This window comes from Herbidospora yilanensis (assembly GCF_001570565.1).
Lineage (GTDB): Bacteria > Actinomycetota > Actinomycetes > Streptosporangiales > Streptosporangiaceae > Herbidospora > Herbidospora yilanensis.
Genome location: NZ_BBXE01000025.1, coordinates 96,674 through 117,985 on the forward strand (window position 1 = coordinate 96,674; position 21,312 = coordinate 117,985).

At 70.0% G+C, this 21,312-nt stretch carries 19 protein-coding genes and 1 pseudogene; 6 read left to right on the forward strand and 14 right to left on the reverse strand.

Going from position 1 to position 21,312, the window contains the following annotated elements; genetic code table 11:
* The first annotated feature begins 165 nt into the window (after nucleotides 1–165).
* Nucleotides 166–1,356: a low temperature requirement protein A gene (locus AW273_RS19980; protein WP_062349958.1), complete on the forward strand. Its 1,191-nt coding sequence runs from the start codon at nucleotides 166–168 to the stop codon at nucleotides 1,354–1,356.
* Here the strand turns inward: AW273_RS19980 and AW273_RS19985 are convergent.
* Entirely contained in the window at nucleotides 1,312–2,079 is a 768-nt protein-coding gene (locus AW273_RS19985; protein WP_062349959.1) for a nuclease-related domain-containing protein, read from the reverse strand. The two genes, AW273_RS19980 and AW273_RS19985, sit on opposite strands and share 45 nt — an antisense overlap.
* Before the next feature lie 164 nt (nucleotides 2,080–2,243).
* Between AW273_RS19985 and AW273_RS19990 the strand changes: the two genes are divergently transcribed.
* Nucleotides 2,244–2,843, forward strand: coding sequence for a TetR/AcrR family transcriptional regulator (locus AW273_RS19990; RefSeq protein WP_062349961.1), 600 nt, complete (start codon nucleotides 2,244–2,246; stop codon nucleotides 2,841–2,843).
* A 26-nt stretch (nucleotides 2,844–2,869) separates the two neighbouring features.
* On the opposite strand, the gene AW273_RS19995 is transcribed toward AW273_RS19990, so the two are convergent.
* The 4 genes from AW273_RS19995 to AW273_RS20010 form a co-directional block, all read right to left on the reverse strand.
* Nucleotides 2,870–4,015 (reverse strand): acyl-CoA dehydrogenase family protein, encoded by a 1,146-nt coding sequence (locus AW273_RS19995; RefSeq protein WP_062349963.1) that lies wholly within the window; start codon nucleotides 4,013–4,015, stop codon nucleotides 2,870–2,872.
* Entirely contained in the window at nucleotides 4,012–5,181 is a 1,170-nt protein-coding gene (locus AW273_RS20000) for an acyl-CoA dehydrogenase family protein (protein ID WP_198168256.1), read from the reverse strand. The genes AW273_RS19995 and AW273_RS20000 overlap by 4 nt, the downstream gene beginning before the upstream one ends.
* A gap of 73 nt (nucleotides 5,182–5,254) precedes the next feature.
* The gene (locus AW273_RS20005; RefSeq protein WP_062349967.1) at nucleotides 5,255–6,448 is read right to left on the reverse strand and encodes an acyl-CoA dehydrogenase family protein; all 1,194 of its coding nucleotides are present in this window, start codon (nucleotides 6,446–6,448) and stop codon (nucleotides 5,255–5,257) included.
* Between the two features lie 3 nt (nucleotides 6,449–6,451).
* Nucleotides 6,452–7,396: a phosphotransferase family protein gene (locus AW273_RS20010; protein ID WP_062349968.1), complete on the reverse strand. Its 945-nt coding sequence runs from the start codon at nucleotides 7,394–7,396 to the stop codon at nucleotides 6,452–6,454.
* Between the two features lie 156 nt (nucleotides 7,397–7,552).
* Here AW273_RS20010 and AW273_RS20015 point away from each other — a divergent pair, with 156 nt between their 5' ends.
* Nucleotides 7,553–8,128, forward strand: coding sequence for a YdeI/OmpD-associated family protein (locus AW273_RS20015; protein WP_062349970.1), 576 nt, complete (start codon nucleotides 7,553–7,555; stop codon nucleotides 8,126–8,128).
* Here AW273_RS20015 and AW273_RS20020 read toward each other — a convergent pair.
* Nucleotides 8,106–8,690 (reverse strand): TetR/AcrR family transcriptional regulator, encoded by a 585-nt coding sequence (locus AW273_RS20020; RefSeq protein WP_062349972.1) that lies wholly within the window; start codon nucleotides 8,688–8,690, stop codon nucleotides 8,106–8,108. The two genes, AW273_RS20015 and AW273_RS20020, sit on opposite strands and share 23 nt — an antisense overlap.
* A gap of 58 nt (nucleotides 8,691–8,748) precedes the next feature.
* Here AW273_RS20020 and AW273_RS20025 point away from each other — a divergent pair, with 58 nt between their 5' ends.
* Nucleotides 8,749–9,858: an FAD-dependent monooxygenase gene (locus AW273_RS20025; protein WP_062349974.1), complete on the forward strand. Its 1,110-nt coding sequence runs from the start codon at nucleotides 8,749–8,751 to the stop codon at nucleotides 9,856–9,858.
* On the opposite strand, the gene AW273_RS20030 is transcribed toward AW273_RS20025, so the two are convergent.
* Complete coding sequence (locus AW273_RS20030) at nucleotides 9,848–10,708, reverse strand: DMT family transporter (RefSeq protein ID WP_062350126.1); 861 nt, start codon at nucleotides 10,706–10,708, stop codon at nucleotides 9,848–9,850. The two genes, AW273_RS20025 and AW273_RS20030, sit on opposite strands and share 11 nt — an antisense overlap.
* A 45-nt stretch (nucleotides 10,709–10,753) precedes the next feature.
* Nucleotides 10,754–12,328: a phytoene desaturase family protein gene (locus AW273_RS20035; RefSeq protein WP_062349976.1), complete on the reverse strand. Its 1,575-nt coding sequence runs from the start codon at nucleotides 12,326–12,328 to the stop codon at nucleotides 10,754–10,756.
* A 145-nt stretch (nucleotides 12,329–12,473) separates the two neighbouring features.
* On the opposite strand from AW273_RS20035, the gene secA2 reads away from it, so the two are divergent.
* On the forward strand, nucleotides 12,474–14,708 hold the full coding sequence (gene secA2 / locus AW273_RS20040) for an accessory Sec system translocase SecA2 (RefSeq protein ID WP_062349978.1): 2,235 nt from the start codon (nucleotides 12,474–12,476) through the stop codon (nucleotides 14,706–14,708).
* Between the two features lie 924 nt (nucleotides 14,709–15,632).
* Here secA2 and AW273_RS20050 read toward each other — a convergent pair.
* A pseudogene (locus tag AW273_RS20050) lies at nucleotides 15,633–16,034 on the reverse strand (hypothetical protein); the annotation flags it as partial.
* Between the two features lie 561 nt (nucleotides 16,035–16,595).
* Here AW273_RS20050 and AW273_RS20055 point away from each other — a divergent pair.
* The gene (locus AW273_RS20055; protein WP_062349982.1) at nucleotides 16,596–17,402 is read left to right on the forward strand and encodes a DUF1206 domain-containing protein; all 807 of its coding nucleotides are present in this window, start codon (nucleotides 16,596–16,598) and stop codon (nucleotides 17,400–17,402) included.
* Nucleotides 17,403–17,458: 56 nt separating this feature from the next.
* Here AW273_RS20055 and AW273_RS20060 read toward each other — a convergent pair whose 3' ends face one another.
* From AW273_RS20060 to AW273_RS20080, 5 genes are all read right to left on the reverse strand, one after another.
* Nucleotides 17,459–17,869 carry a type II toxin-antitoxin system VapC family toxin gene (locus AW273_RS20060; protein ID WP_062349984.1) on the reverse strand — a complete coding sequence of 137 codons (411 nt, stop codon included), beginning with the start codon at nucleotides 17,867–17,869 and terminating at the stop codon, nucleotides 17,459–17,461.
* Nucleotides 17,866–18,138, reverse strand: a complete 273-nt coding sequence (locus AW273_RS20065) for a type II toxin-antitoxin system Phd/YefM family antitoxin (protein WP_062349986.1) — start codon at nucleotides 18,136–18,138, stop codon at nucleotides 17,866–17,868. The genes AW273_RS20060 and AW273_RS20065 overlap by 4 nt, the downstream gene beginning before the upstream one ends.
* Nucleotides 18,139–18,287: 149 nt before the next feature.
* Nucleotides 18,288–19,835: a hypothetical protein gene (locus AW273_RS20070; RefSeq protein WP_062349988.1), complete on the reverse strand. Its 1,548-nt coding sequence runs from the start codon at nucleotides 19,833–19,835 to the stop codon at nucleotides 18,288–18,290.
* Nucleotides 19,835–20,494 (reverse strand): cysteine hydrolase family protein, encoded by a 660-nt coding sequence (locus tag AW273_RS20075; protein WP_062349990.1) that lies wholly within the window; start codon nucleotides 20,492–20,494, stop codon nucleotides 19,835–19,837. Before AW273_RS20075 ends, AW273_RS20070 begins: the two co-directional genes overlap by 1 nt.
* Before the next feature lie 117 nt (nucleotides 20,495–20,611).
* Nucleotides 20,612–21,247: a GntR family transcriptional regulator gene (locus AW273_RS20080; RefSeq protein ID WP_198168248.1), complete on the reverse strand. Its 636-nt coding sequence runs from the start codon at nucleotides 21,245–21,247 to the stop codon at nucleotides 20,612–20,614.
* Nucleotides 21,248–21,312 lie beyond the last annotated feature (65 nt).

The following is a 21,312-nucleotide window of genomic DNA, read 5'->3' on the forward strand; positions in this document are numbered from 1 at the left end:
CCCCCGCACCGACCCCCGCCTCCGCCACCCGCCGCAACCGGCGCCAACCGGCCGCGCCGCTCCTCACCGCGACGAGCACCTGAGACGTGAACGGCCCCCAGGAGCCCGCGACCGGTTCACGCCCGCACCGATGAGGCCGGAACGCCCCTGGCTACGATGCCGTCCATGCCCTGGAAGACCGGGATGGTCGCCCGTGACCCGTCCGAACCGCACCGTACCGCCACGCCCCTTGAGCTGCTCTTCGACCTGGTCTTCGTGACCGCGGTCGCCCAGGTCGCCGCGCAGCTCGACCACGCCCTCCTCGAAGGGCACACCGCCCAGGGGATCATCAGTTACCTGATGCTCTTCGGCGCGATCTGGTGGGCCTGGATCTCGTTCACGTGGTTCGCCAGCGCCTTCGACACCGACGACGGGCCCTATCGCCTTCTCGCCTTCGTCCAGATCGCGGGATCGCTCGTGCTGGCGGCGGGGGTGCCGGCGGCGTTCAACGATCTCGACTTCCGGTGGACCGTCCTCGGCTACGTCATCATGCGCATCGGCTACGTCGCCCAGTGGTTGCGGGCGGGGCGGGAGCATCCGGCGGTCCGGAAGCTGGCGATCAAGCTGGCGGCGGGGACCACGGCCGTGCAGGTCCTGTGGGTGCTGCAACTGCTGCTTCCGGACGACTACCGGATCACGGCGTTCATCGTGTTGTTCCTGCTCGACCTGTCGGTGCCATGGTTCTCGGGCTGGAACGCCGAGCAGGGCGGTTACCACGCGCACCACATCGCCGAACGGTTCGGGCTGTTCACTCTGATCGTCATCGGCGAGTCGATCACGGCGGCGACGCTGGCCATCCAGGGGGCGTTCGCGGCGCAGGGTCACGTCGTCGACCTGCTGGTGCTCGCCGTGGCGGCGCTGCTGATCTCGTTGTCGATCTGGTGGCTCTACTTCGGCTACCTGGACCACAAGGCGCTGACGACCAACCCCCGCACGACCTACATCTGGTCGTACGGCCACTACTTCATCCTCGCCGCCATCGCGGCCGGCGGCGCGGGGGTGGCCGTGGTCGCCGGGTCGGTCGGGGGGCACGGCGTGCATCTGCCCGAATGGGGGATGGCGCTGGCGATCACCGCTCCGGTCGCGGTGTTCCTGTTCGCGTACGCCGCCATCGACGCCCTGGCGAACGGCAGGCGGGACCTGAAGCCGGTCGTGTTCGCCGTCACCGGGGTGGTCGTGCTCGCGCTCACGCCGCTGGCGACGGTGCTCGGTGGGCCGTGGACGGCGCTGGTCACGGCCCTGATCGTGGTCGCCCTGCTGGCGAAGGAGCTGCTAGCGCATCCGGCGGAGGATGCGCGCAGCCGTGCGGCCGAGTAGCTCGACCTGCTCGGCCGTCAGCTCCGCCGTCGGGTTGCGCCGGATGTAGCCGGGGATGCGCCTCGGGTAGGCCACGGTCAAGCCCTCGCCGCTGACCACGCCTGCCCTGTTGGCGATCGTGCACCCGTGCAACGCGAGCACCGGGCTGATCGTGACCGGGATGCCGGTCTCCTTCGACAGCACCTCGGCCAGGTCGGTCGCGGCCCCGATGAGGCCCTTGGCGACGCTGGTGCCGTACTTCTCGTCGAAGAAGAGGCGCTTGCCGTGCTTGGCCACGATCGTGTCGGGTGAGTAGGCCTCGTTGTCGACGATCCACAGGCCGCCCGGCCCGATGATCAGATGGTCGACCGAGGCCTTGCCGGGCACGGCGCGGCCGTCCATCACGTGGTAGCCGCGGCGGCGCAACATCGCCCTGAGGAGGCGGCCGGTGCGGACCTCACCCCGGCGTTTGCCCCGCCAGACGGCGGTGCGCTCGTGGGACCGCCAGGCGATGAACGCGTCGGTGCCGCCGGCCAGTGCGCCGAAGAGGAGCCCGGTGGCGACGACGTTCCAGCCGAATCTGCCGGCAAGGAGGCTTCCGGCGATGAGCCCGGCGACCGCGTAGGCGGCCCGGAGCCGGAGGCGGTTCTTCCGGCCGGCGAGCCAGAAGGTCAAGTACAGGTTCTGCGGCGACGAACCGGTGAACTTGTCGTCGCGCGGGACGTAGATGGACCCGTTGGGCACCCTGCACTCCTGGTTAGTTAGGACTGCTTTGCCTAAGGCGTACCCGATCGGGGATTCCAGATCCCCGATGGTGATGGAACTAGCACACTTACGCCACCACCGGGGAAAGACCCTCGTCTTGACCGACCAGTCGGTATGCTGGTCGTCGATCAGAGGAGGTCGGCATGGCGCGATTGGGCACGTCCGTCGAAGAACCGGTACGCCAGCGGTTGCTGTCGGCGGCGACGCGCCTGTTCGCCGAGAAGGGCTTCGAGAGCACTTCCGTCCAGGAAATCGTAGCGGCCGCCGGCGTCACAAAAGGGGCGATGTACCACTATTTCGACTCGAAAGATGATCTTCTTCATGAGATCTACGGCCGGGTCCTGCGCATGCAGATGGACCGCCTGCAACGTTTCGCCGACGGTGAGGGCACCGTCGCGGAGCGCCTGCACGCCGCGGCGGCCGATGTGATCAACACCACAGTCGACAACCTCGACGACTCGAAGATCTTTTTCAGGTCCAACCACCAACTGGCCCCCGACACCCGCAAGATCGTCCGCGCCGAACGCCGCCGCTACCACGAACGCTTCCGCGACCTCGTGATCGAGGGCCAGCAGCAGGGCGTGTTCCGCGACGACGTCCCGGCCGAGATGGTGGTCGACTTCTTCTTCGGCTCCGTCCACCACCTCGGCACCTGGTACCACCCCGACGGCCCCCTCACGGGCACCGAGGTCGGCCGCTACTTCGCCGACCTCCTCCTCCGCTCCCTCGCCCCGACAACCTGACCCGCCGTCTCCCCCGGCCGGGACGGCTACTCCGGCGCCGGCAGGCCGACCAACGGCGCCAAGGCGCTCCGATGGTCGCCCGGGGTGCCGAAGGCGATCGCGTCGGCCTTGGCACGCTTCAGGTAGAGGTGGATGGGGTGCTCCCAGGTCATCCCGATACCTCCATGCAACTGGAGGGCCTCCTCCGCGGCCCGTACCGCGACCTCACCACAGTGCGCCGCCGCGACCGCCACGGCCACGCGGGCATCGCCCCCGGCGGCGAGCTGATCGGCCGCGTTGCGCGCCGCCGCACGGGCCCCGGCGACCTCCAGCCACAGATCGGCGAGCCGGTGCTTGAGCGCCTGGAACGACCCGACCGGCCGCGCGAACTGCCGCCGCTCCCTCAGGTAGGCCACCGTCGTGGTGAGACACCACTCGGCCAGCCCCACCTGCTCCGACGCCAGCAACCCGGCCGCCGACAACAACGCGTCACGCACCGACCCGCCGTCGAGCACCACGGCTGGAGCCCGGTCGAAGGTGACCGTGGCCAGCGGGCGCGTCACGTCGAGAGACACCACCGGCTCGACCCGAACCGGCCCACTCTCCACCACGGCGACCCGGCCCCCGTCGAGCGGCACCACGAAGAGATCCGCGCCCAGGGCACCGGCGACCCCGGTGAACCGCCCGCTCACCACCCCCGTCCGGAGACCGGTTCCCGCCCCGGAAACACCGGCTCCGAGAACGGACTCCGGTCCCGCGACACCCGTTTCGTCACCGTCTGCCGCAGGCTCCGACCCGCCGTCCTCCGCGAGCACGCCCACCGGAATATCCCGATAAGGCGAGGCCGCCAGCGACACGCACAGGGCGGCCGTCGCCTCCCCCGACGCCAATCGCGATATGTCGGCATATCCCGCGTCCAGCAGCACCCGGGTCGCCAGCACCGACGAGGTGAGGAACGGCACAGACGTCACCGCGCGGCCCAGTTCCTCCAGCACGACCGCGGCCTCGCGCGCGGAAGCGCCCGCGCCGCCGAGGTCGTCGGGCACCAGCAGGCCCGCCACGCCGATGTCGCGGGCCAGGCCGTGCCAGGCGGCGGTGTTCTCGCCCTCGGCGGCGACGGGGGCCTTGTCGGCGAGGAGGTCGCGGACGGCGGTCCGGAGTTCCTCCTCGACCTCCGTGTAGAGCAGGGTCATCGAGGCAGGTCCTTCCAGGGCGCGGCGACGTCGGTTCGGGGTTCCGCCGGCAGCCCGAGCACCCGCTCGGCCACGATGTTGCGGAGGATCTCGGAGGTGCCGCCCTCGATCGAGTTGCCCTTGGCCCGCAGGTAGCGGTAGCCCGCCCCTCGGCCGAGGAAGTCGACCCCGTCGGGGCGGCGGAAGGTCCAGTCGTCGTAGGTCAGGCCGTCTTCGCGTAGGAACTCGACCTCCAGGGCCGAGACCTCCTGGTGGTGGCGGGCGAACAGCAACTTCATGCCCGATCCCTCGGGGCCGGGCTCGCCGGCCAGGAGTTGCTCACGCAGGCGCTGGCCGGTCAGCCGCATCACCTCGCCCTGCACCCACGACTCCAGCGCCCGCTGGTGCAGGTCGTGGGTGCGCAGCTCAGGATGGGCCTGCCAGGCCTCGGTGAAGACGCCCATCATGGTCCGGCGCGGCGACCCGGACGCCCCGATGGCCACCCGCTCGTTCATCAGCGTCGTCTGGGCCACCCGCCAGCCGTCGCCGACCTCACCGAGCCGCAGGTCGTCGCCGAGCCGGACGCCGGTCAGGAAGACCTCGTTGAACTCGGCCTCGCCGGTGATCTGGCGCAGCGGCCTGACCTCCACGCCGGGGGCTTCCATGTCACACACGAAGTAGGTCAGGCCCCGGTGTTTGGGCAGGTCGGGGTCGTGCCGGGCGACCAGGATGCCCCAGCGGGCGAGGTGGGCGCTGGACGTCCAGACCTTCTGCCCGTCGACCACCCAGTCGTCTCCGTCGCGGACCGCCCGGGTCGCCAGCCCGGCCAGGTCGGAACCGGCGCCGGGCTCGGAGAAGAGCTGGCACCAGATCTCCTCCCCGGTCCAGAGCGGGCGCAGGAAACGCCTCTTCTGCTCGTCGGTGCCGTAGGCGAGGATCGTCGGCGCGGCCATGCCGAGGCCGATGCCGATGCGGCCGGGATTGTTGTCGGGCGTGCCCCGGAAGAGCTGGTCGACGACCCCCTGGAGGTCGCGCGGGGCGCCCAGGCCGCCCAGGCCTTCGGGAAAGTGCACCCAGGCCAGCCCGGCGTCGAACCTGGCTCTCAGCCAGTCGAGCGGGCTCAGCTCCGAAGGGTCGTGCTCAGCCAGGAACGCCTCCGCGCGCTGCCTGACCGTGGTCGCGTCCACCACGTGGTTCCCCTGTCTGACGTGCCGTGCCAAAGTCGTACCGCACCGGCTCTTCGGTCCGGTATCGGTGGAATCACGTGTGCTTCTTCAGCTCCCGGTACGCCAGCGACCGCTTGTGGACCTCGTCGGGCCCGTCGGCGAAGCGCAGGCTGCGGGCGCCCGCCCACAGTGCGGCCAGCGGGAAGTCCTGGCTGACGCCGCCGGCGCCGTGGACCTGGATGGCCTTGTCGAGGATCCACTCGACCGCGATCGGGGTGGCGATCTTGATGGCCTGGATCTCGGTGTGCGCGCCCTGGTTGCCCACGGTGTCCATCAGCCAGGCCGTCTTCAGCACGAGCAGCCGCAACTGCTCGACCTTGACCCGCGACTCGGCGATCCAGTCCTGGACGACCCCCTGCTGTGCCACCGGCTTGCCGAAAGTCGTGCGGGCCAGCGCCCGCCGGCACATCATCTCGATGGCCCGTTCGGCCATGCCGATGAGGCGCATGCAGTGGTGGATGCGGCCGGGGCCGAGACGGGCCTGGGCGATGGCGAAGCCGCCGCCCTCCTCGCCGATCAGGTTGGCGGCCGGGACCCGGACGTCATCGAAGATCACTTCGGCGTGGCCGCCGTGGTCGTTGTCGGTGTAGCCGAAGACCGACATGCCGCGCCGCACGGTCAGGCCGGGGGTGTCGCGCGGGACCAGGATCTGGCTCTGCTGCCGGTGCTTGGGCGCCTCGGGGTCGGTCTTGCCCATCACGATGAAGACGGCGCAGTTCGGGTTCATCGCCCCGGTGATGAACCACTTGCGGCCGTTGATCACGTATTCGTCGCCGTCGCGGACGATCGAGGTGGCGATGTTGGTCGCGTCGGAGGAGGCCACGTCGGGCTCGGTCATCGCGAACGCCGAGCGGATCTCCCCGTTCAGCAGCGGTTCGAGCCACCGTTTCTTCTGGTCGTCGGTGCCGAACTGGTGCAGCACCTCCATGTTCCCGGTGTCGGGGGCGGCGCAGTTGGTGGCGGCCGGGGCGATGGCCGGAGACCGGCCCATGATCTCGGCGAGGGGGGCGTACTGGAGGTTGGAGAGGCCCTCGCCCGGCAGGAACAGGTTCCAGAGGCCGCGCCTGCGGGCCTCGGCCTTCAGCTCCTCGATGATCGGCGGAGCGCTCCAGCCCGAGTCTCGGGCCTGCTCCTCGAAGACCGGTTCGGCCGGGTAGACGTGCTCGGCCATGAACGCTTCGAGCTTCTCGCGGTGTTCACGCGTGGTCGCGTCGAAGGCGAAATCCATTGCTCAGACCTCCTGAAGGCCGCGCTCGACCAGCGGCGCGACGATGTCCCCGATGTCGGCGAAGCCGTCGCCGACGGTCAGCCCCTGGGTGAAGCGGAAATAGATGCCCTCGGTGATGACCGCGAGCTTGAAGCAGGCCAGGCCGACGTACCAGCCCAGCCGTGAGGTGTCCCGGCCCGACCGCGCCGTGTAGCGGGCGGCCAGCGCGGTCACGTCGACCTCGCCGCCGAGCGCGCCGATGTCGAGGTGGGGGAAGTCGGCGTACAGCAGGAAGAGAGCGAGGTCGGTGAGGGGGTCGCCCAGCGTCGACATCTCCCAGTCGAGCACCGCCGCGACCCGGCCGTCGCGGATCAGCGTGTTGCCGAGCTTGAAGTCGCCGTGGACGATCGCCGGCGGGCCCGAGGCCGGCACGTCGCCGGCCAGCCGGGCGAACAACTCGTCGATGCCGGCGACCTCGCGGCTGCGTGAGGCGTCGAGTTGCCGCTTCCAGCGTTTGACCTGCCGGTCGAGGAACCCCTCGGGCCGCCCGAAGTCGCCCAGCCCCACCTCGGCCGGGTCGATCACGTGGAGTCGCGCCAGTACGTCGACCAGATGCGCCCCCACCTCCGGGGTGAGCCGGGTGGGCGTGCCCTCGACGTATTCCATGACGTAGAAGGGGGCGCCGACCACCTCGACGTCGTCGCAGAAGTGGTACATGCGCGGCACCGGCACGTCGGTGTCCTGGAGGGCGCCCATCACGCGGAACTCCCGCCCCATGTCGTGGGCGGTGGCCAGCACGTGGCCGAGCGGCGGGCGGCGCACCACGACCGTGCGGCCGGCGTCGCGGACGACGTAGGTGAGGTTCGACTTGCCGCCCTCGATCAGTTCGGCGGTCAGCGGGCCACGGGTGACACCGGCCTCGGAGAGGCGGGCGGCGAGACGGTCGAGATCGAGTCCGGGCACTGTCACAGCTCGCGAGCATACCGACCAGCCGGTATGAGTGTCGACGACACTCAGGCGTGACAGAGGCCACTGAGATGACTTTTCTGGATATATCAGGACATGGATATATGAGGTCATGGTGCTTTGACCGGCCCGGCCCCCGCGACCCTAGGGTGACTCCCCATGGAACCGACGTTCTTCCAAACCCCCGACGAGTTCTACGCCTGGCTGGCCGCCAACCACGCCACCGAGACGGAGTTGTGGGTCGGCTTCCACAAGCGTTCCACCGGCAGGCCGAGCCTCACCTGGCCCGAGTCGGTCGACCAGGCGCTCTGCTTCGGCTGGATCGACGGCGTGCGCAAGAGCCTCGGCCCCGAGTCCTACGTCATCCGCTTCACCCCCAGGAAGCCGCGCAGCACGTGGAGCTCGGTGAACATCAACCGCATCCGCGAACTGATCGAGCTGGGGGTCGTGCACTCGTCGGGCCTGGCGGCCTTCGAGTCCCGCAGCGCCGACCGCTCGGAGATCTACAGCTACGAACAGCGCCAGGCCGCCGAGCTGCCCGAGGAGTACGCCGCCCGCTTCCAGGAGGACAAGGCCGCCTGGGACTGGTTCGAGGGCCAGGCCCCCTGGTATCGCCGGACCGCCATCTACTGGGTGATCAGCGCCAAGAAGGAGGAGACCCGGCTGCGCCGCCTGGCCACCCTGATCGAGGACTCCGGAGCGGGCCGCCGCATCAAATCGGTGACCCGTCCCTGAACACGGCCGACAGGTATTCGGCGAAGGCGGCCCGCAGGTCGTCGAGGGTGGGGGTCCCCCCGGCGCCGACGACGGCGTCGAACAGCAGCCCCTCGGTGAACGCGACGAGTTGCCGCCCGTGCCGCACCGGGTCGGAGGTGCCCGCGGCGGTGAACATCGCCACGCCCTGGTCGCGGTAGCGGCGGCCGATGTCGTCGTAGACGGCACGCAGTTCGGGGCGGCGGGTGGCCTCCAGAGCCAGTTCGTAGCGGGCGATGCTGCGCCGGCGGTCGACCTCGATCATCGTGTGCGTCGACACCGACAGCAGCTCGACCATGGCCTCCCGCCCCACGGGCGGCAGCGGCCGGGTGAGCAACGCGGCGAAGTGCTCGTCCTCCAGCTCGGTCAGCCGGGCCAGGGCGAGCTCCAGGAGCGCGGCGCGGCTGCGGGCCAGGTTCGACGTCGAGCCCGGCGGCAGCCCGGCCGCCGCGTCGACCGCGCGGTGGGTCAGCCCGCGCATGCCCAGGTCGGCGAGGATCTCGATCGCGGCGTCCCCGATGATCCGCGCCCGCTCAGTGCTCACTTTCGCAGACTACACATGTAGTGCATACTACAGATGTAGTTTTCCCAGGGGAGGCATCATGAGACACGCCGTGGTGGTCGGCGCCGGGATCGGCGGGCTGACCGCAGCAGCCGCGCTGAGGCGGCGGGGGTGGGCGGTGACCGTGCTGGAACGGGCCGCCTCGATCGAACCGGTCGGCGCGGGCCTGGCGATGGCGCCCAACGCGCTGCGCGCGCTCGACGTGATCGGGGTGGGCGACCCGGTGCGCAGGTTGTCGGCCTTCCAGGGCTCGGGCGGCATCAGGACCAAGACCGGCAAGTGGTTGTCGCGCACCAGCGCCGAGGCCGCCCAGGAGCGCTACGGCGACCCGACCGTGCTCCTGCACCGGGCCGAGCTGGTCGACCTGCTGGCCGCGCAGGCCCCCGAGATCGAGCTCGGCACCCCGGTCGAGTCGGTCACCGCCGACGGCGTGGTCACCACCGCGAAGGGCGAGCTCAGAGCCGACCTGGTGGTGGCCGCCGACGGCCTCAGGTCGCGCGTCCGGGCGCAGCTCTTCCCGTCGCTCCCCGGCCCGGTCTACGCGGGCGTGACGAGCTGGCGCCTGATCACCCCCTACGCCGGGGCGCGGCCGTCGGAGTCGTGGGGCGACGGCCAGGTCTTCGGCGTGATGCCGCTCGCCGGCGACCAGGTCTACGCCTACGCGACCGTCCCCGCCCCGCCCGGCGGATCGTCCCCCGACGAACTCGCCGACCTGAAGCGCCTGTTCGCCGGCTGGCACGACCCCATCCCGGCGGTGCTCGGCGGCACCGACCCGGCGAAGGTCATCCGCACCGACATCTTCAGCCTGGAGACCGCTCCCCCGGCCTACCACTCCGGCAAAGTGGCCCTGCTCGGCGACGCCGCCCACGCCATGACCCCGAACCTCGGCCAGGGGGCCTGCCAGGCGATCGAAGACGCGGTCACGCTGGCGTACACGAATGATCTGGAGAGCTATTCGGCGGCCCGGATGCCGCGCACGGCGCCGATCGTGAAGCGGTCGCGGACCCTCGCCCGGATCACGGCGTGGCGCAACCCGGTCGCGGTCGCCGCGCGGAACTCGTTGGTCAGCCTCGCCGGCCGGCTCGGCACCACGGCGGCGCTGCGTCAGATGGACACGGTCTTCGCCTGGGAACCGCCGGTCAGACCGTGACCGGCTCGGGCTTGTTCTCCTGCGCCATGGGCGAGTGGTCGGGGGCCAGCCGGCTGAGCGTGATGGTGCCCCAGACGAGGATGGCGGTCGCGACGAGCGCGGGTACGACCTGGCCCACTCCGGCCGGCAGGGGTTCGCCGAGCAGGACGGTCCCGGCGGTGATCGAGGTGATGGGGTCGACGATCTGCACGGTCGCGTAGGCGATGCCGAAGTAGCCGACCTCGTAGGACTTCTGCAGCAGCACCACGGCCGCGATCAGCAGGAGGGGGATGGCGAGGGCGAACCAGTGCAGTAAGTCGCCCCACGCGCCGTCGAAGTTGGCCCCCACGACGCGCACGAACGTCGACACGGTCGCGGTCACCGCCCCCGCGCCGATCGACATCCAGATGGCCTTGCCGGGCCCGGCGAAGAACCGCGACGACACGAGGCTGGCGGCGGCGATCAGCGCGACGACGAGGATCATCCCGACGCCCTCGCCGGTCGACATCGACGGCTTCACGTTGTGGGCCGGGACCAGCAGCATCAGCCACAACAACCCGACCGCCACGGCCAGCGACCCGAGATATTCGGCCCGCTTGGCCTTGCGCCCGTGGAGCCAGGCCGCCAGCGGCACCGCGAACACGAGCGTGGCGACGCTGATCGGCTGGACGATGATGAGCGGCGCGAAACTGAGCGCGACCGCGTGGAGACAGGCCCCGCTGAAACTGATGATCCCGCCGATCCACCAGCGCGGCCGGCGGACGAGCCGTAGGGTGGCTCCCTGGGCGACGGCCTCGAACTGCTGGAGGGCCGCCCCCAGCGCATATCCGAGCGCGCCCAGCAGGGCGATGGTGAACCCCAGCCAGGTCATGGGCATGCTCCGGAGAATTCGAGGGTGCGGGTCACCCGATTCAGCTTAGGGACAATCTCCTGTTCCCCGGGTCGAGTCTCCCATATCTACCAGAACGGCCATTGCGGCATTCCGCCCGTTGAGGGCGATCACGCTGCCTCCCGGGTGGGTCGCCGCGCCGCACAGATAGACCCCTTCCATCGGCGTGCGGGGCGTCAGCCGCCGGTCCCACATCTGGTCCGGCCGCACCTCGCCCTGGAAGATGTGCCCCCCGGTCAGCCCGACGCGGCTCTCGATGTCGGGCGGCCCGAGCACCTCGTAGTGGGCCAGGCAGTCGGCGAAGTCGGGGGCGTACCGGCCGATGAGGTCGATGAACTGGCGGGCCACCTCGTCGCGGCGCGCCTCCCAGCCGCCCTTCAGGGCGTAGGGGGCGTACTGCCCGAAGACGCTCATCAGCCCGTCCTGCACGTAGATCTCCCCGAACGCCACCGCCGGTTCGCCGGCCTGGCAACGTTCGAAGGCGCGCTGGGCGTCGTCGAGACCGGTCGTCACGTCGACCACGCCGTGGGCCATGAAGGTCCGGCCGGGAGCGGCCGTCCAGGAGGGCAGGCGGCGCAGGGCGGCGTTGAACTTGACCACGGGGCTGCGCACGTCCCATTCGGCGATGCGCAGCCGGTAGTCGGCGGGCGCGTCGCCGACCATGGTCATCAGGCGTTTGGGGTCGGCGTTGGAGACGACCCGGTCGGCCGCGACGAACGTGCCGTCGTCGAGGCACACCCCTTCTCCCGGGAGCACCCGCGCCACCGGCACCCCGGTGGCCAGCACGGCCCCGGCCTCGCGGGCGGCGTCGGCGATGGCGAAGCTCACCATCCCCATGCCGCCCCTGACGTAGCCCCAGACCGCGCCGACGCCGTCGAGCTCGCCGATGAAGTGCATCAGCTTGACGGCGGCGGTGCCGGGGTCGCGGGGGCCGGCGTAGGTGCCGATGATCCCCTGGCCGAACAGGGCGTCCTTGAGTCGCTGATCGGTGACGAAGTCGTCGATCACGTCGGCGATCGAGGCGTGGAAGAGGACGTCGGACATATAGGCGTCGCCGAGGATCTCATCGAGCTCCGCGCGGGTGGGCGAGTCGCCGGCCCAGGTGTCCCTGGCGCCCTTGCGGAGCTTGATCCGCATGCGGTCGAACAGGTCCTCGTAGGCGAAGTAGCCGTCGATCTCCTTCTGGGGCAGGCCGAGATCCGCGAGCGCCCGGGTGGTCCTGTCGTGGTCGAGCCACTGGGCGAAGGCGGTGCCGTCGTCGTAGGGGATCCAGAGCTGGGGGTCGGCGATCGTGAAATCGAGGCCGCGTCGTTTCAGGCCGAGTTCGCGGATGACGGTCTCGTCGAGCAGCCCGACGACGTAGGCGCAGGGGCTCACGACGTACCGGGGATCCTCGAACGGGCGCTCCAGGGTGCACGCGCCGCCGAGGCGCTCGCGGGCCTCCAGCACCAGCACCCGTTTGCCCGCCCGTGCCAGGTAGGCGGCGCACGTCAGGCCGTTGTGACCGCCGCCGACCACGACCACGTCCCAGCGGCGACGCGCCAGGTCTTTCACGGGTTCGGGGAGGCCCACCTGGCCGAGCTGGGCGGCGATCTCGTTCATCCATCAACACTGACTGGATAACCAGTCAAAGCGCAAGGGCCGCCCGTGGGTCTAGCATCGGTCATTCCGGGGTTTTTCCTACGGGGTGCCCTGGAACGACCTACTCGTGCGGCGCGTTGGAGCGGGCGTGGCCTCTCTATCCCAGATGATCCGGCGTTTCCTGGAGAAGCCCGGCAGCGTCGACATCGCGCCGTTCGAGCGCACCGTCGCCGCCGCCGGGGCGCTCGCCGACCGCGCGCGCGACCTCTCCCTTGAGGAATTGCGCGAGATGGCCGCCGCGAACGTCGGCTCGGCCGAGTTCTGCGCCGCGGTCCGCGAGGTCGCCGACCGCACCCTCGGTGAGCGCCCCTTCGACGTGCAGCTCGTCGGCACGCTCGCCATGTTGTCGGGGAACGTCGTCGAGATGGCCACCGGCGAGGGCAAGACCCTCGCGGGCGCGCTGGCGGCCGCGGGATTCGCGCTGCGCGGCAAGTCGGTGCACGCCATGTCGGTCAACGACTACCTGGCCCGCCGCGACGCCGAGTGGATGGCGCCTTTCTACACGGCGATGAACCTGACGGTCGGCTGGATCGCCGAGGCGTCCACACCCGAGGAGCGCCGCGCCGCCTACGCCCGCGACATCACCTACGCCAACGTCAGCGAGATCGGCTTCGACCTGCTGCGCGACCGCCTGGCCACCGACCCCGAGTCGACCGTCCAGCCGGTCCCCCAGGTCGCCCTGGTCGACGAGGCCGACTCGGTGCTCGTCGACGAGGCCCGCGTGCCGCTCGTGCTGGCCGGCGCCACCGACGCGGGCGCGGCGGTCCCCGAGATGGCCGCGCTGGTCCGCCGCCTGTCGCGCGGCTACCACTTCGAGATCGACGACGAGGGCCGCAACGTCTTCCTGACCGCCAAGGGCACCGACACGGTCGAGAGCGCCCTCGGCATCTCCCTGTACGACCACCCCGGCACCGTCACCGAGGTCAACCTCGCCCTCCACGCCCACGCGCTGCTGGTGCGCGACGTCGACTACATCGTGCGCGACGGCCGCGTGCAGCTCGTGAACCACTCGCGCGGCCGGGTCGCCCAGCTCCAGCGCTGGCCCGACGGCCTCCAGGCGGCGGTGGAGGCCAAAGAGAAGCTGGCCCCGTCGGACACCGGCGAGATCCTCGACTCGATCACCATCCAGGGCCTGCTGACGCGCTACCCCGAGATCTGTGGCATGACCGGCACCGCCGTCGCCGTCGGTGAGAACCTGCGCGAGTTCTACAAGCTCAAGGTCGCCGTGATCGCGCCGAACCGGCCGTGCGTCCGCGAAGACGAGCCCGACCGCATCTACCCGTCGCTGATCGACAAGGAACTGGCCCTGGCCGACGAGATCGTCGCCCAGCACGCCACCGGCCGCCCGATCCTGATCGGCACGCTCGACGTGGCCGAGTCCGAGTCCCTGGCCAAGGAACTGCGCTCGCGCGGGCTCGAACCGGTCGTGCTGAACGCCAAGAACGACGCCGAGGAGGCGGCCATCATCGCCAGGGCGGGCGAGCTGGGCGCGCTGACGGTGTCGACCCAGATGGCCGGACGCGGCACCGACATCCGTCTCGGCTCCCCGGAGGTCGCCGAACTGGGCGGCCTGCTGGTCATCGGCACGGGCCGCCACCCGTCGAGCCGCCTCGACGACCAGTTGCGCGGCCGGTCGGGCCGCCAGGGCGACCCGGGCCGGTCGGTGTTCTTCGTCAGCGGCGAAGACGACCTGCTCAAGGCCTACCTGCCCGACGAGACCCTGCCGAAGGCCGAGAAAGACGGCCGGATCCGCGACAAGCAGGCCGCCTACCTGGTCGGCCACGCCCAGCGCATCGCCGAGGGCGTCAACACCGAGATCCACCGCAACACCTGGCGCTACACCCGCGTCCTGGAGGAGCAGCGCGCCCGCCTGCTCGACCACCGCGACCGCATCCTCTACGGCGACGCCGGCGCCGAGGCCCTCCGCGACGCCCGCCCCGAGCGCTACCGGGAACTGGTCGAACAGTCGTCGGAGGAGACCGTGGCCGCCGCGGCCCGCCAGATCGTGCTGTTCCACCTCGACCGTTGCTGGACCGACCACCTGGGCTACTTCGCCGACCTGCGCGAGGGCATCCACCTGCGGGCTCTCGGGCGGCTCAGCCCGATCGACGAGTTCAACCGCGAGGCGCTGCCCGCCTACCGGAAGCTTCTGGAGGAGATCGAGAAGCGCGCGACGGCGAGCTTCGACGCCCTCGACCTGTCCTCGCCGCTGGCCGAACAGGGCATGAAGCGGCCGTCGGCGACGTGGACCTATCTGGTGTCGGAGAACCCGTTCGGCAGCGACTGGGACCGGGTGCTGCGGCGCGTCTCCTCGGCGCTGCGCGGCCGCAAGAAGGGCTAGATCCGCTTCGGGGAACCCGGGCGACCGGCTCGTCCCGGAAAGCGCGCGAAAAAAGCCCGGCCCCCTGCGGGCCGGACCCTTCATCGTATTCGGGGATTTACCGCCACGCGGTGAAATGCCACTTGTTCGCGGTCGAGTAGGTGCACGACGACACATTCCACCCGGCCGCCTTGATGGCGGACCGCCAGTAATTGCAGTTACCAGAGTCGGGGTAACCGCCGTAGAACTTGCTTTCCGCGTGGGCGGTCCCTGACATGGAGAAAACCGCTCCGGCGATGGCGAGACCGACGAACGCCCTTTTCAGAACTTTCATGGTGTTGCCTTTCATGTGGCTGCGCGGGAACTGCCGCTACCCGGTCATACTCAACCGGCGGTCAGCGGCACGCAAGGCCGCCAAGGCCGTGGAACGCGCCTTTGGCAGAGATAGGCAAATCGCCGGAACGATTTCGAGTGGCTCGAAATTCAACGCGAATACAGCGCCGGACACGAGACGATCCGCGCCCCCCTGGGAGACGGGGCGCGGATCGCCGTTCGGGGCCCGCTTCTTCCCTATGCCCCGGTCTTCTCGTGCCTGCCCTTCCTGGCCCGGACGATCAGGAAGCGCAGGCCGACCGCGACGAGCGCGCAGGCCACCAGCCCGGAGGCGATGACCGGCACGGGCGTCTCCGGCCGCGGAGTCGTGGTGTCGGCGGCCACGTGGCTCGCCGACGGGATGGCGATGGTCTTGGGCTGCGGCGCCGCCGACGGCGGCACCGCGGCCTTCTTCTGGGGAACCTGCTTCTGGGGGGCCGCCTGGTGGGGGACGACCTTCCGCGCCGCGACGGGAGCCGCGACGGGGGTGCAGGTGACGTCCTGGACGTCCGACTCCTTGAACGTGACGGGCGGCGCCTCGCCGGAACCGCCGCGGGAGTTGTACGCGCCGGACGCGAACGGCTCGGGAGCGCCCTTCTTGCCCAGGCCGTCGCCCCACTTGGTGATGACGTAGTCGATGTCGATGTGGCCTGCGCCGCCGTTGCCCTCGACGGTCAGGCTGCCGTCGTTCCAGGTGCCGCCGGTGAGTTCGGCGAAGGTCTTGCCGTCGAGGTCGAGCATGACGCCGTTGCTCGACGGCGAGCCCGGCCCTCGGTCGCCGACGAAGAAGGGGGCCTTCCTGCCGTCGTGCATGACGTAACCTTCGGTGCCCATGGGCCAGCTCGGACTGGCCGCCAGTCCCTTCTGCATGGGCTCGCCCGACGCGGGGGCGCCGGTGTCTCCGTTGCGGCCCGAACCGTCGTCCCAGAAGTACGACGCGGTGGTCGAGCCCTCGTACAGGGGATGGACGACCAGGTCCGGCACGCCATACCCGGAGAAATCGGACGTGGGCCGGGTCACCCGCTGGACCGAGCCGTTGAGGGCCTCGATCGTGGTGACCTCGCCGTCGGCGGTCTTCTCGACCACGCCGACCTGGCCGTGGTCCTTGAGGAAGGCGACCGCGCCGGGCTGGGGCTCGGAGGTCCAGGCGTCCTTCGACTTGAACCACTCGGCGTGGTCGGCGGAGGCGGCGAAGCTGCCGACCTGCTTGAGCACCCCGGCCGACTGGCCGGCGTACGAGACGAACGTGTCGCACCAGGGGGCGGAGGCGAGGGCGGGGTCTTTGCCTTCGCTGTACCAGGCGCCGTACTTGCTCTGCTTACCCGCCTGCGCGCTGTAGCCCAGCTCCTGCCGGGCCGCGTCGAGCAGCGAGTCGGTGATGGGGGAAATGGGGGAATCTCCTTTGGTCACATGCGAGTAACCGGACATTAGGCCCCATTTACCTCAAGCCATAAGAGAACCTGACAAAACTTTGCCTGGGGTTTACTGATCGTCGTGGCAGGAAGAGGATGTCCAGCCACAACGAAGGGACCTCCCATGACGACCACGGAGACGGTCGGCGGCGCCGCCCGCAGGGCCGTACAGCACCCCCTGCTCGACAAGCTGGCGAAGGTCGGATTCGCCGCCCGAGGCGTCCTCTACGCGCTGATCGGACTGGTCGCGCTGCAGATCGCCTTCGGCGGGTCCAGCGGGGAAGAAGCCGACAAGTCAGGCGCGATCCACATGGTGGCCGAACAGCCCTTCGGCTCTGTGCTGCTGTGGGTGATGGCCGTCGGCCTGGCGGGCCTGGCCCTCTGGCAGATCGGCGAGGCGATCTGGGGCAACCCGAAGTTGCGCCAGCGCGTCGAGTCCGTCGCCCGCGCGGTGGTCTACGTGACCCTGGTGATCTCCATCACGAGCCTGCTGCTGAAGGGCAAGGAGGCGACCAGCACCGACTCGCAGTCGCAGGACGCCACCCGCGCCCTGTTCGAACTGCCCGGCGGCCAGTTCCTCGTCGGCCTGTTCGCGCTCGGCATCATGGCCCTCGGCGTGTACTGGATCCACGAGGGCTGGACCGAGAAGTTCATGCGCGACATGCACGTGACCGAGCCGAAGGCCCGCACGACGGTCGTCCGCCTCGGCAAGGCCGGCTACATCTCCCGCGGCATCGTCGCCATCGCCGCCGGCGTCCTGGTCGGCCAGGCCGCCCTGACCTACGACCCCGACCGCGCGGCCGGCATCGACGACGCCCTCAAGTCACTGTCGGAGACCCCGATGGGCCCCTGGCTCCTCGCGGCGGTCGCGATCGGCCTGATCCTCTTCGCCGCCTACTGCTTCGCCGAGAGCCGCTGGCACCGGACCTGATCCAGGGCGAAGAAAAGGGACCTCCCGACCGGCCGGCGGGAGGTCCCTTTTCTGCGTCAGGCCGGCCGGGTGACCGGCACGACGGTGACCAGGGAATCGAGCCCCTTGAAGTCACCGGGATTGCAGGTGTACAGCGGCAGCCGGTTGGCGATCGCGACGCAGGCGATCATCAGGTCGGCAGTACGCGGGCGCGGTTTCCGTCCGGACGCGACCACGGCGCTCCAAAGTTGGCCGTACTCACGCGCCGCGCACCCGTCGAAGGGAAGTGGATCGAACTCGGCTTCGGCGGCCTGCAGTACCTTCATGCGTTTGGCGAGTTCCCGCGGGTCCTGAGCGACGAGCACGCCCACGGAGAGTTCCGCCGCGGTGATCGCGCTGATCATCATCTCGTCGGGCAGTTCGGCCGGGTCGATGCCCGACCGGAGGATCAGGATGTTGGTGTCGAGCAGGCCTTGGGGATGGATCACTCGCCGAACTCCCCGAAGGGATCATCGTCGACGTGAAGGTTCATGTCCCGACGGTAATCGCGATCATCAAGACGAGGCATGCCACGGGAGACGGCGGCGAAGTCGGACCTGGAGACCGCACGCCGCCTGCGGCGAATCGGGATGATATCCCCGATGTGGTGGCCGTCGCGCGTCAGAGCGTAGCTCTCACCGCGCTCCACGCCATCCATGATCTCAGCCGATCGATTTCGCAGGTCGCCCTGGGAGATCTCCTGTGACGCCTCAGACATGAGCTCAGGCTAACCCTGCAGCCGTCTGCCCTGCTATGCACTTCACTGCACTTCACTGCACTTCACTACGCTTGTCTGCACCGCAATCGGGATGAATGCCGACGTACAGGGACCTCCCGACCGGCCGGCGGGAGGTCCCTCGCTGTGTGTCAGGCCTCGACCGGGGTCTCCTCCTTGGCCTCGGCCGGTTCCGGGGAACGGCCGCGCCAGAGGCCGAAGCCCGCGAGGACCAGCGCGGCGAAGACGTAGCCCAGGGCTATCTGGCCGCCGACGTTCCAGCCGACCTTCTCCGCGTGCACCAGGCCGATGAACGACAACAACGCGCCGAACAGGGCGTAACCGGCCGCCCAGTAGAAGTTGCGGTCGATGATGAACGCCACGATCGCGCCCAGCACCAGACCCGCCAGGATCGCGCCGCCGCCCAGCAGGACCGTCCCGTGGTAGACCGATCCCGCCGCGGCGATCTGCTCGCTCGTCACCGCCACGCCCGAGGCCGCGATGACGTTGTTCATCTGGCCGGCCGCCCAGGCGGCGATGTTGGGGATGATGGCCATCACGACCGCGACCGCGTGGACGCGGGGCACGGCCTGGAAGGCCTGCGCGCCGATGAGCAGGCCGATGTAGAGCAGGATCGGCACGATCGCCGGGGTCGGGAGCAGGGTCGACAGGACGCTGAACAGACCCAGGAAGCAGAACAGGGCGATCACCACGCCGCTGGCCATCGAGTAGCCGGCCCGGCCGCCCGCCTCCTTCCACCCGGGGTGGCCGATGTAGACGGCCGGCGGGAACGGGGAGCCCAGGGCCGAACCCACCACTGCGCCCGCGCCGTCGGCGAGCAGCACCGAGCGGAGGTTGTACTTGTCGCCCGCCACGGCGGCCGACTCGACGTTGGTCATGCCCTCGGTGAAGTTGTAGATGCCCAGCGGGATCGCCGTCGCCAGCAGGGGCGCGACCTCGCTGAGACCGCTGACCAGCAGGTCGATCTTCAACGTCGGCAGGCCGACCGCGATGTCGCTGATCGCCGCGCCGACGGCGGCGGGCTCCATGTAGCCGCCGATCCAGCCGATGGCCGAGCCGACCAGCAGGGCGGCCAGGCCGACCGGGATGTTGCCGGGCAGCTTCAGGTCGGTGAAGAAGCCGACCAGGATGATGACCAGCACCGGCAGCGCGATCCAGAGCGCCTCCCACATCTGGGCGGCCGGGCGCATCGAGATGAACGCGATCGAGATGCCCGCCAGGGTGCCGAGCATGGCCGCCTGCGGGGTGTACTTACGGATCAGCGGGCCGACGAACGCACCCAGCAGGACGATCAGGCCGATGATGAAACACCAGGCCAGACCGGCCTGCCAGGCGGCGATCGGGTCGTTGGTGGCCAGGTACGTCGGCAGCATGATCACGAACACGACGATGAACATGTGCGGGACCGACGGACCGTACGGCATCGCGCAGACGTCGAGGCGGTTCTCCTTCTTCGCCAGCCGTCTGGCCAGGTAGGTGTAGTAGACGTTGCCGATCAGCAACTGGATGCCGAGGGCCGGGAGGATCACGCCGTACACGTCGCCCTCGGAGATGTGCACCACGCCGACGCACAGGGCCGTGAGGGTCAGGACGTTGACCAGGACGTTGAAGCCCAGGCCGAAGAACGCGTTGGTGTCGCCGGGCACCCACCAGGGCACCTTCACCGCGGGAGTCGTCATCACAGCACCTCGATCAGGTTCTCGGAGGGGGCGACCCAGCCGAAGATGCCGCCCTGCGCGGCGATCATGGCGAGTCCCGCTTCCTGGAACTCGTCGAAGTACGACCCGACGCAGTCGGACACCACGAGGCACTCGAAGCCCCGGTCGTTGGCCTCCCGCACGGTCGTGTGGACGCAGACCTCGGTCGTGACCCCGGTCACGACGAGCGAGGTGACGCCCTTCTCGGCCAGCAGTTCGCCGAGGTTGGTGGCGTAGAACGAGCCCTTGCCGGGTTTGTCGACGACCGGCTCGTCTCCGAGGGGTTTGAGGTCGTCGACGATGTCGTGACCGTACTCACCCCTGATGAGGATCCGGCCCTTCGGGCCGGGATCCCCGATGCGCATCGACGGCGCGCCGCGGTTCAGCTTCGCGGGCGGGCAGTCGGACAGGTCGGGAAGGTGGCCCTCCCGCGTGTGGACGACCATCAGCCCGGCCGCGCGGGCCGCGCCGAGCAGCCGGGCCAGCGGCGGGATGACCTTCTGCAGCTTGGCGACGTCGTTCCCGAGGGTCTCTCCGAAACCGCCGGGCTCGACGAAGTCGCGCTGCATGTCGATGACCAGCAGCGCGGTTGACTCGGGATCGAACGTGAACGAATAGGGGGACGCGTCGACAGTGGGCACGCCGGCTCCTCGATTCCAGGGCCGGTACGTCCCCCGACGCCGGACCGGCCGGGCGGTCCATTCGTCGATTGTCGACAGAATATGTATCCGCCACCGCCGCGCCGCGTTAACGCCCGGTTACCCGATATAGGTGCGGGCGCCGTGGGAGGCCAGCGCGGCCAGCACGGTCGGCGCGTCCTGGCTCACGACCGCGTCGAGCAGCTTGCGGTGCCGGCGCACCCCGTCACCGGGGTCGCCGACGTGCTCGACCTCCCGCCGCAGGTTGGCGGCCATGTAGAGCTGGAGCTTGCGGATGACGGGCCGGTAGGCGAGCAGCAGCTGACGCTGCCCGGCCAGGGCGACCATCGCGATGTGGAACCGGCAGTGGGCGTCGTTCTCCTCGCGGAGGTCGCCCTTGCGGGCGGCGGCGTCCATGGCCTTCAGCGCGTCTTCCAGCTCGCCCACGTGGGTGCCCTCGGCGAGGGGCGTGGAGAGGGAGACGGCGTACTGTTCGAGCACGTCGCGCAGCCCGAACAGCTCGTCGACGTCGCGTTCGGACAGTTGCGCCACCCGCACCCCGCGCCTGGGCAGATGCTCCACGAGCCCCTGCTCGTCGAGCAGCCGCAGAGCCTCGCGCAGCGGCGCCCGGCTGATGCCGAAACGCCGCGTGAGCTGCTCCTCGATCAGGCGCTCCCCCGGCTGGAGCGCACCACTCAGGATGTCCTCGCGGAGCTGGTTCATCGACAGCTCGACGAGACTGGTCGCTTCGAGCACGCCCACCTCCTCAGACCCCAACTCTGGCAGATCATGCGCCTTCGCGGGCAGACCTTCCCACCAGC

Bases quoted from the DNA above. Each gene is read 5' to 3' on its own strand.
- AW273_RS19990 (WP_062349961.1), top strand. From the start codon at position 2,244: ATGGCGCGATTGGGCACGTCCGTCGAAGAACCGGTACGCCAGCGGTTG.
- AW273_RS20055 (WP_062349982.1), top strand. From the start codon at position 16,596: ATGACGACCACGGAGACGGTCGGCGGCGCCGCCCGCAGGGCCGTACAG.
- AW273_RS20005 (WP_062349967.1), bottom strand. From the start codon at position 6,448: ATGGATTTCGCCTTCGACGCGACCACGCGTGAACACCGCGAGAAGCTC.
- AW273_RS19995 (WP_062349963.1), bottom strand. From the start codon at position 4,015: ATGACCCTGCTCTACACGGAGGTCGAGGAGGAACTCCGGACCGCCGTC.
- AW273_RS20025 (WP_062349974.1), top strand. From the start codon at position 8,749: ATGAGACACGCCGTGGTGGTCGGCGCCGGGATCGGCGGGCTGACCGCA.
- AW273_RS19980 (WP_062349958.1), top strand. From the start codon at position 166: ATGCCCTGGAAGACCGGGATGGTCGCCCGTGACCCGTCCGAACCGCAC.
- AW273_RS20065 (WP_062349986.1), bottom strand. From the start codon at position 18,138: ATGTCTGAGGCGTCACAGGAGATCTCCCAGGGCGACCTGCGAAATCGA.
- secA2 (WP_062349978.1), top strand. From the start codon at position 12,474: ATGATCCGGCGTTTCCTGGAGAAGCCCGGCAGCGTCGACATCGCGCCG.
- AW273_RS20030 (WP_062350126.1), bottom strand. From the start codon at position 10,708: ATGACCTGGCTGGGGTTCACCATCGCCCTGCTGGGCGCGCTCGGATAT.
- AW273_RS20070 (WP_062349988.1), bottom strand. From the start codon at position 19,835: ATGACGACTCCCGCGGTGAAGGTGCCCTGGTGGGTGCCCGGCGACACC.
- AW273_RS20035 (WP_062349976.1), bottom strand. From the start codon at position 12,328: ATGAACGAGATCGCCGCCCAGCTCGGCCAGGTGGGCCTCCCCGAACCC.
- AW273_RS20015 (WP_062349970.1), top strand. From the start codon at position 7,553: ATGGAACCGACGTTCTTCCAAACCCCCGACGAGTTCTACGCCTGGCTG.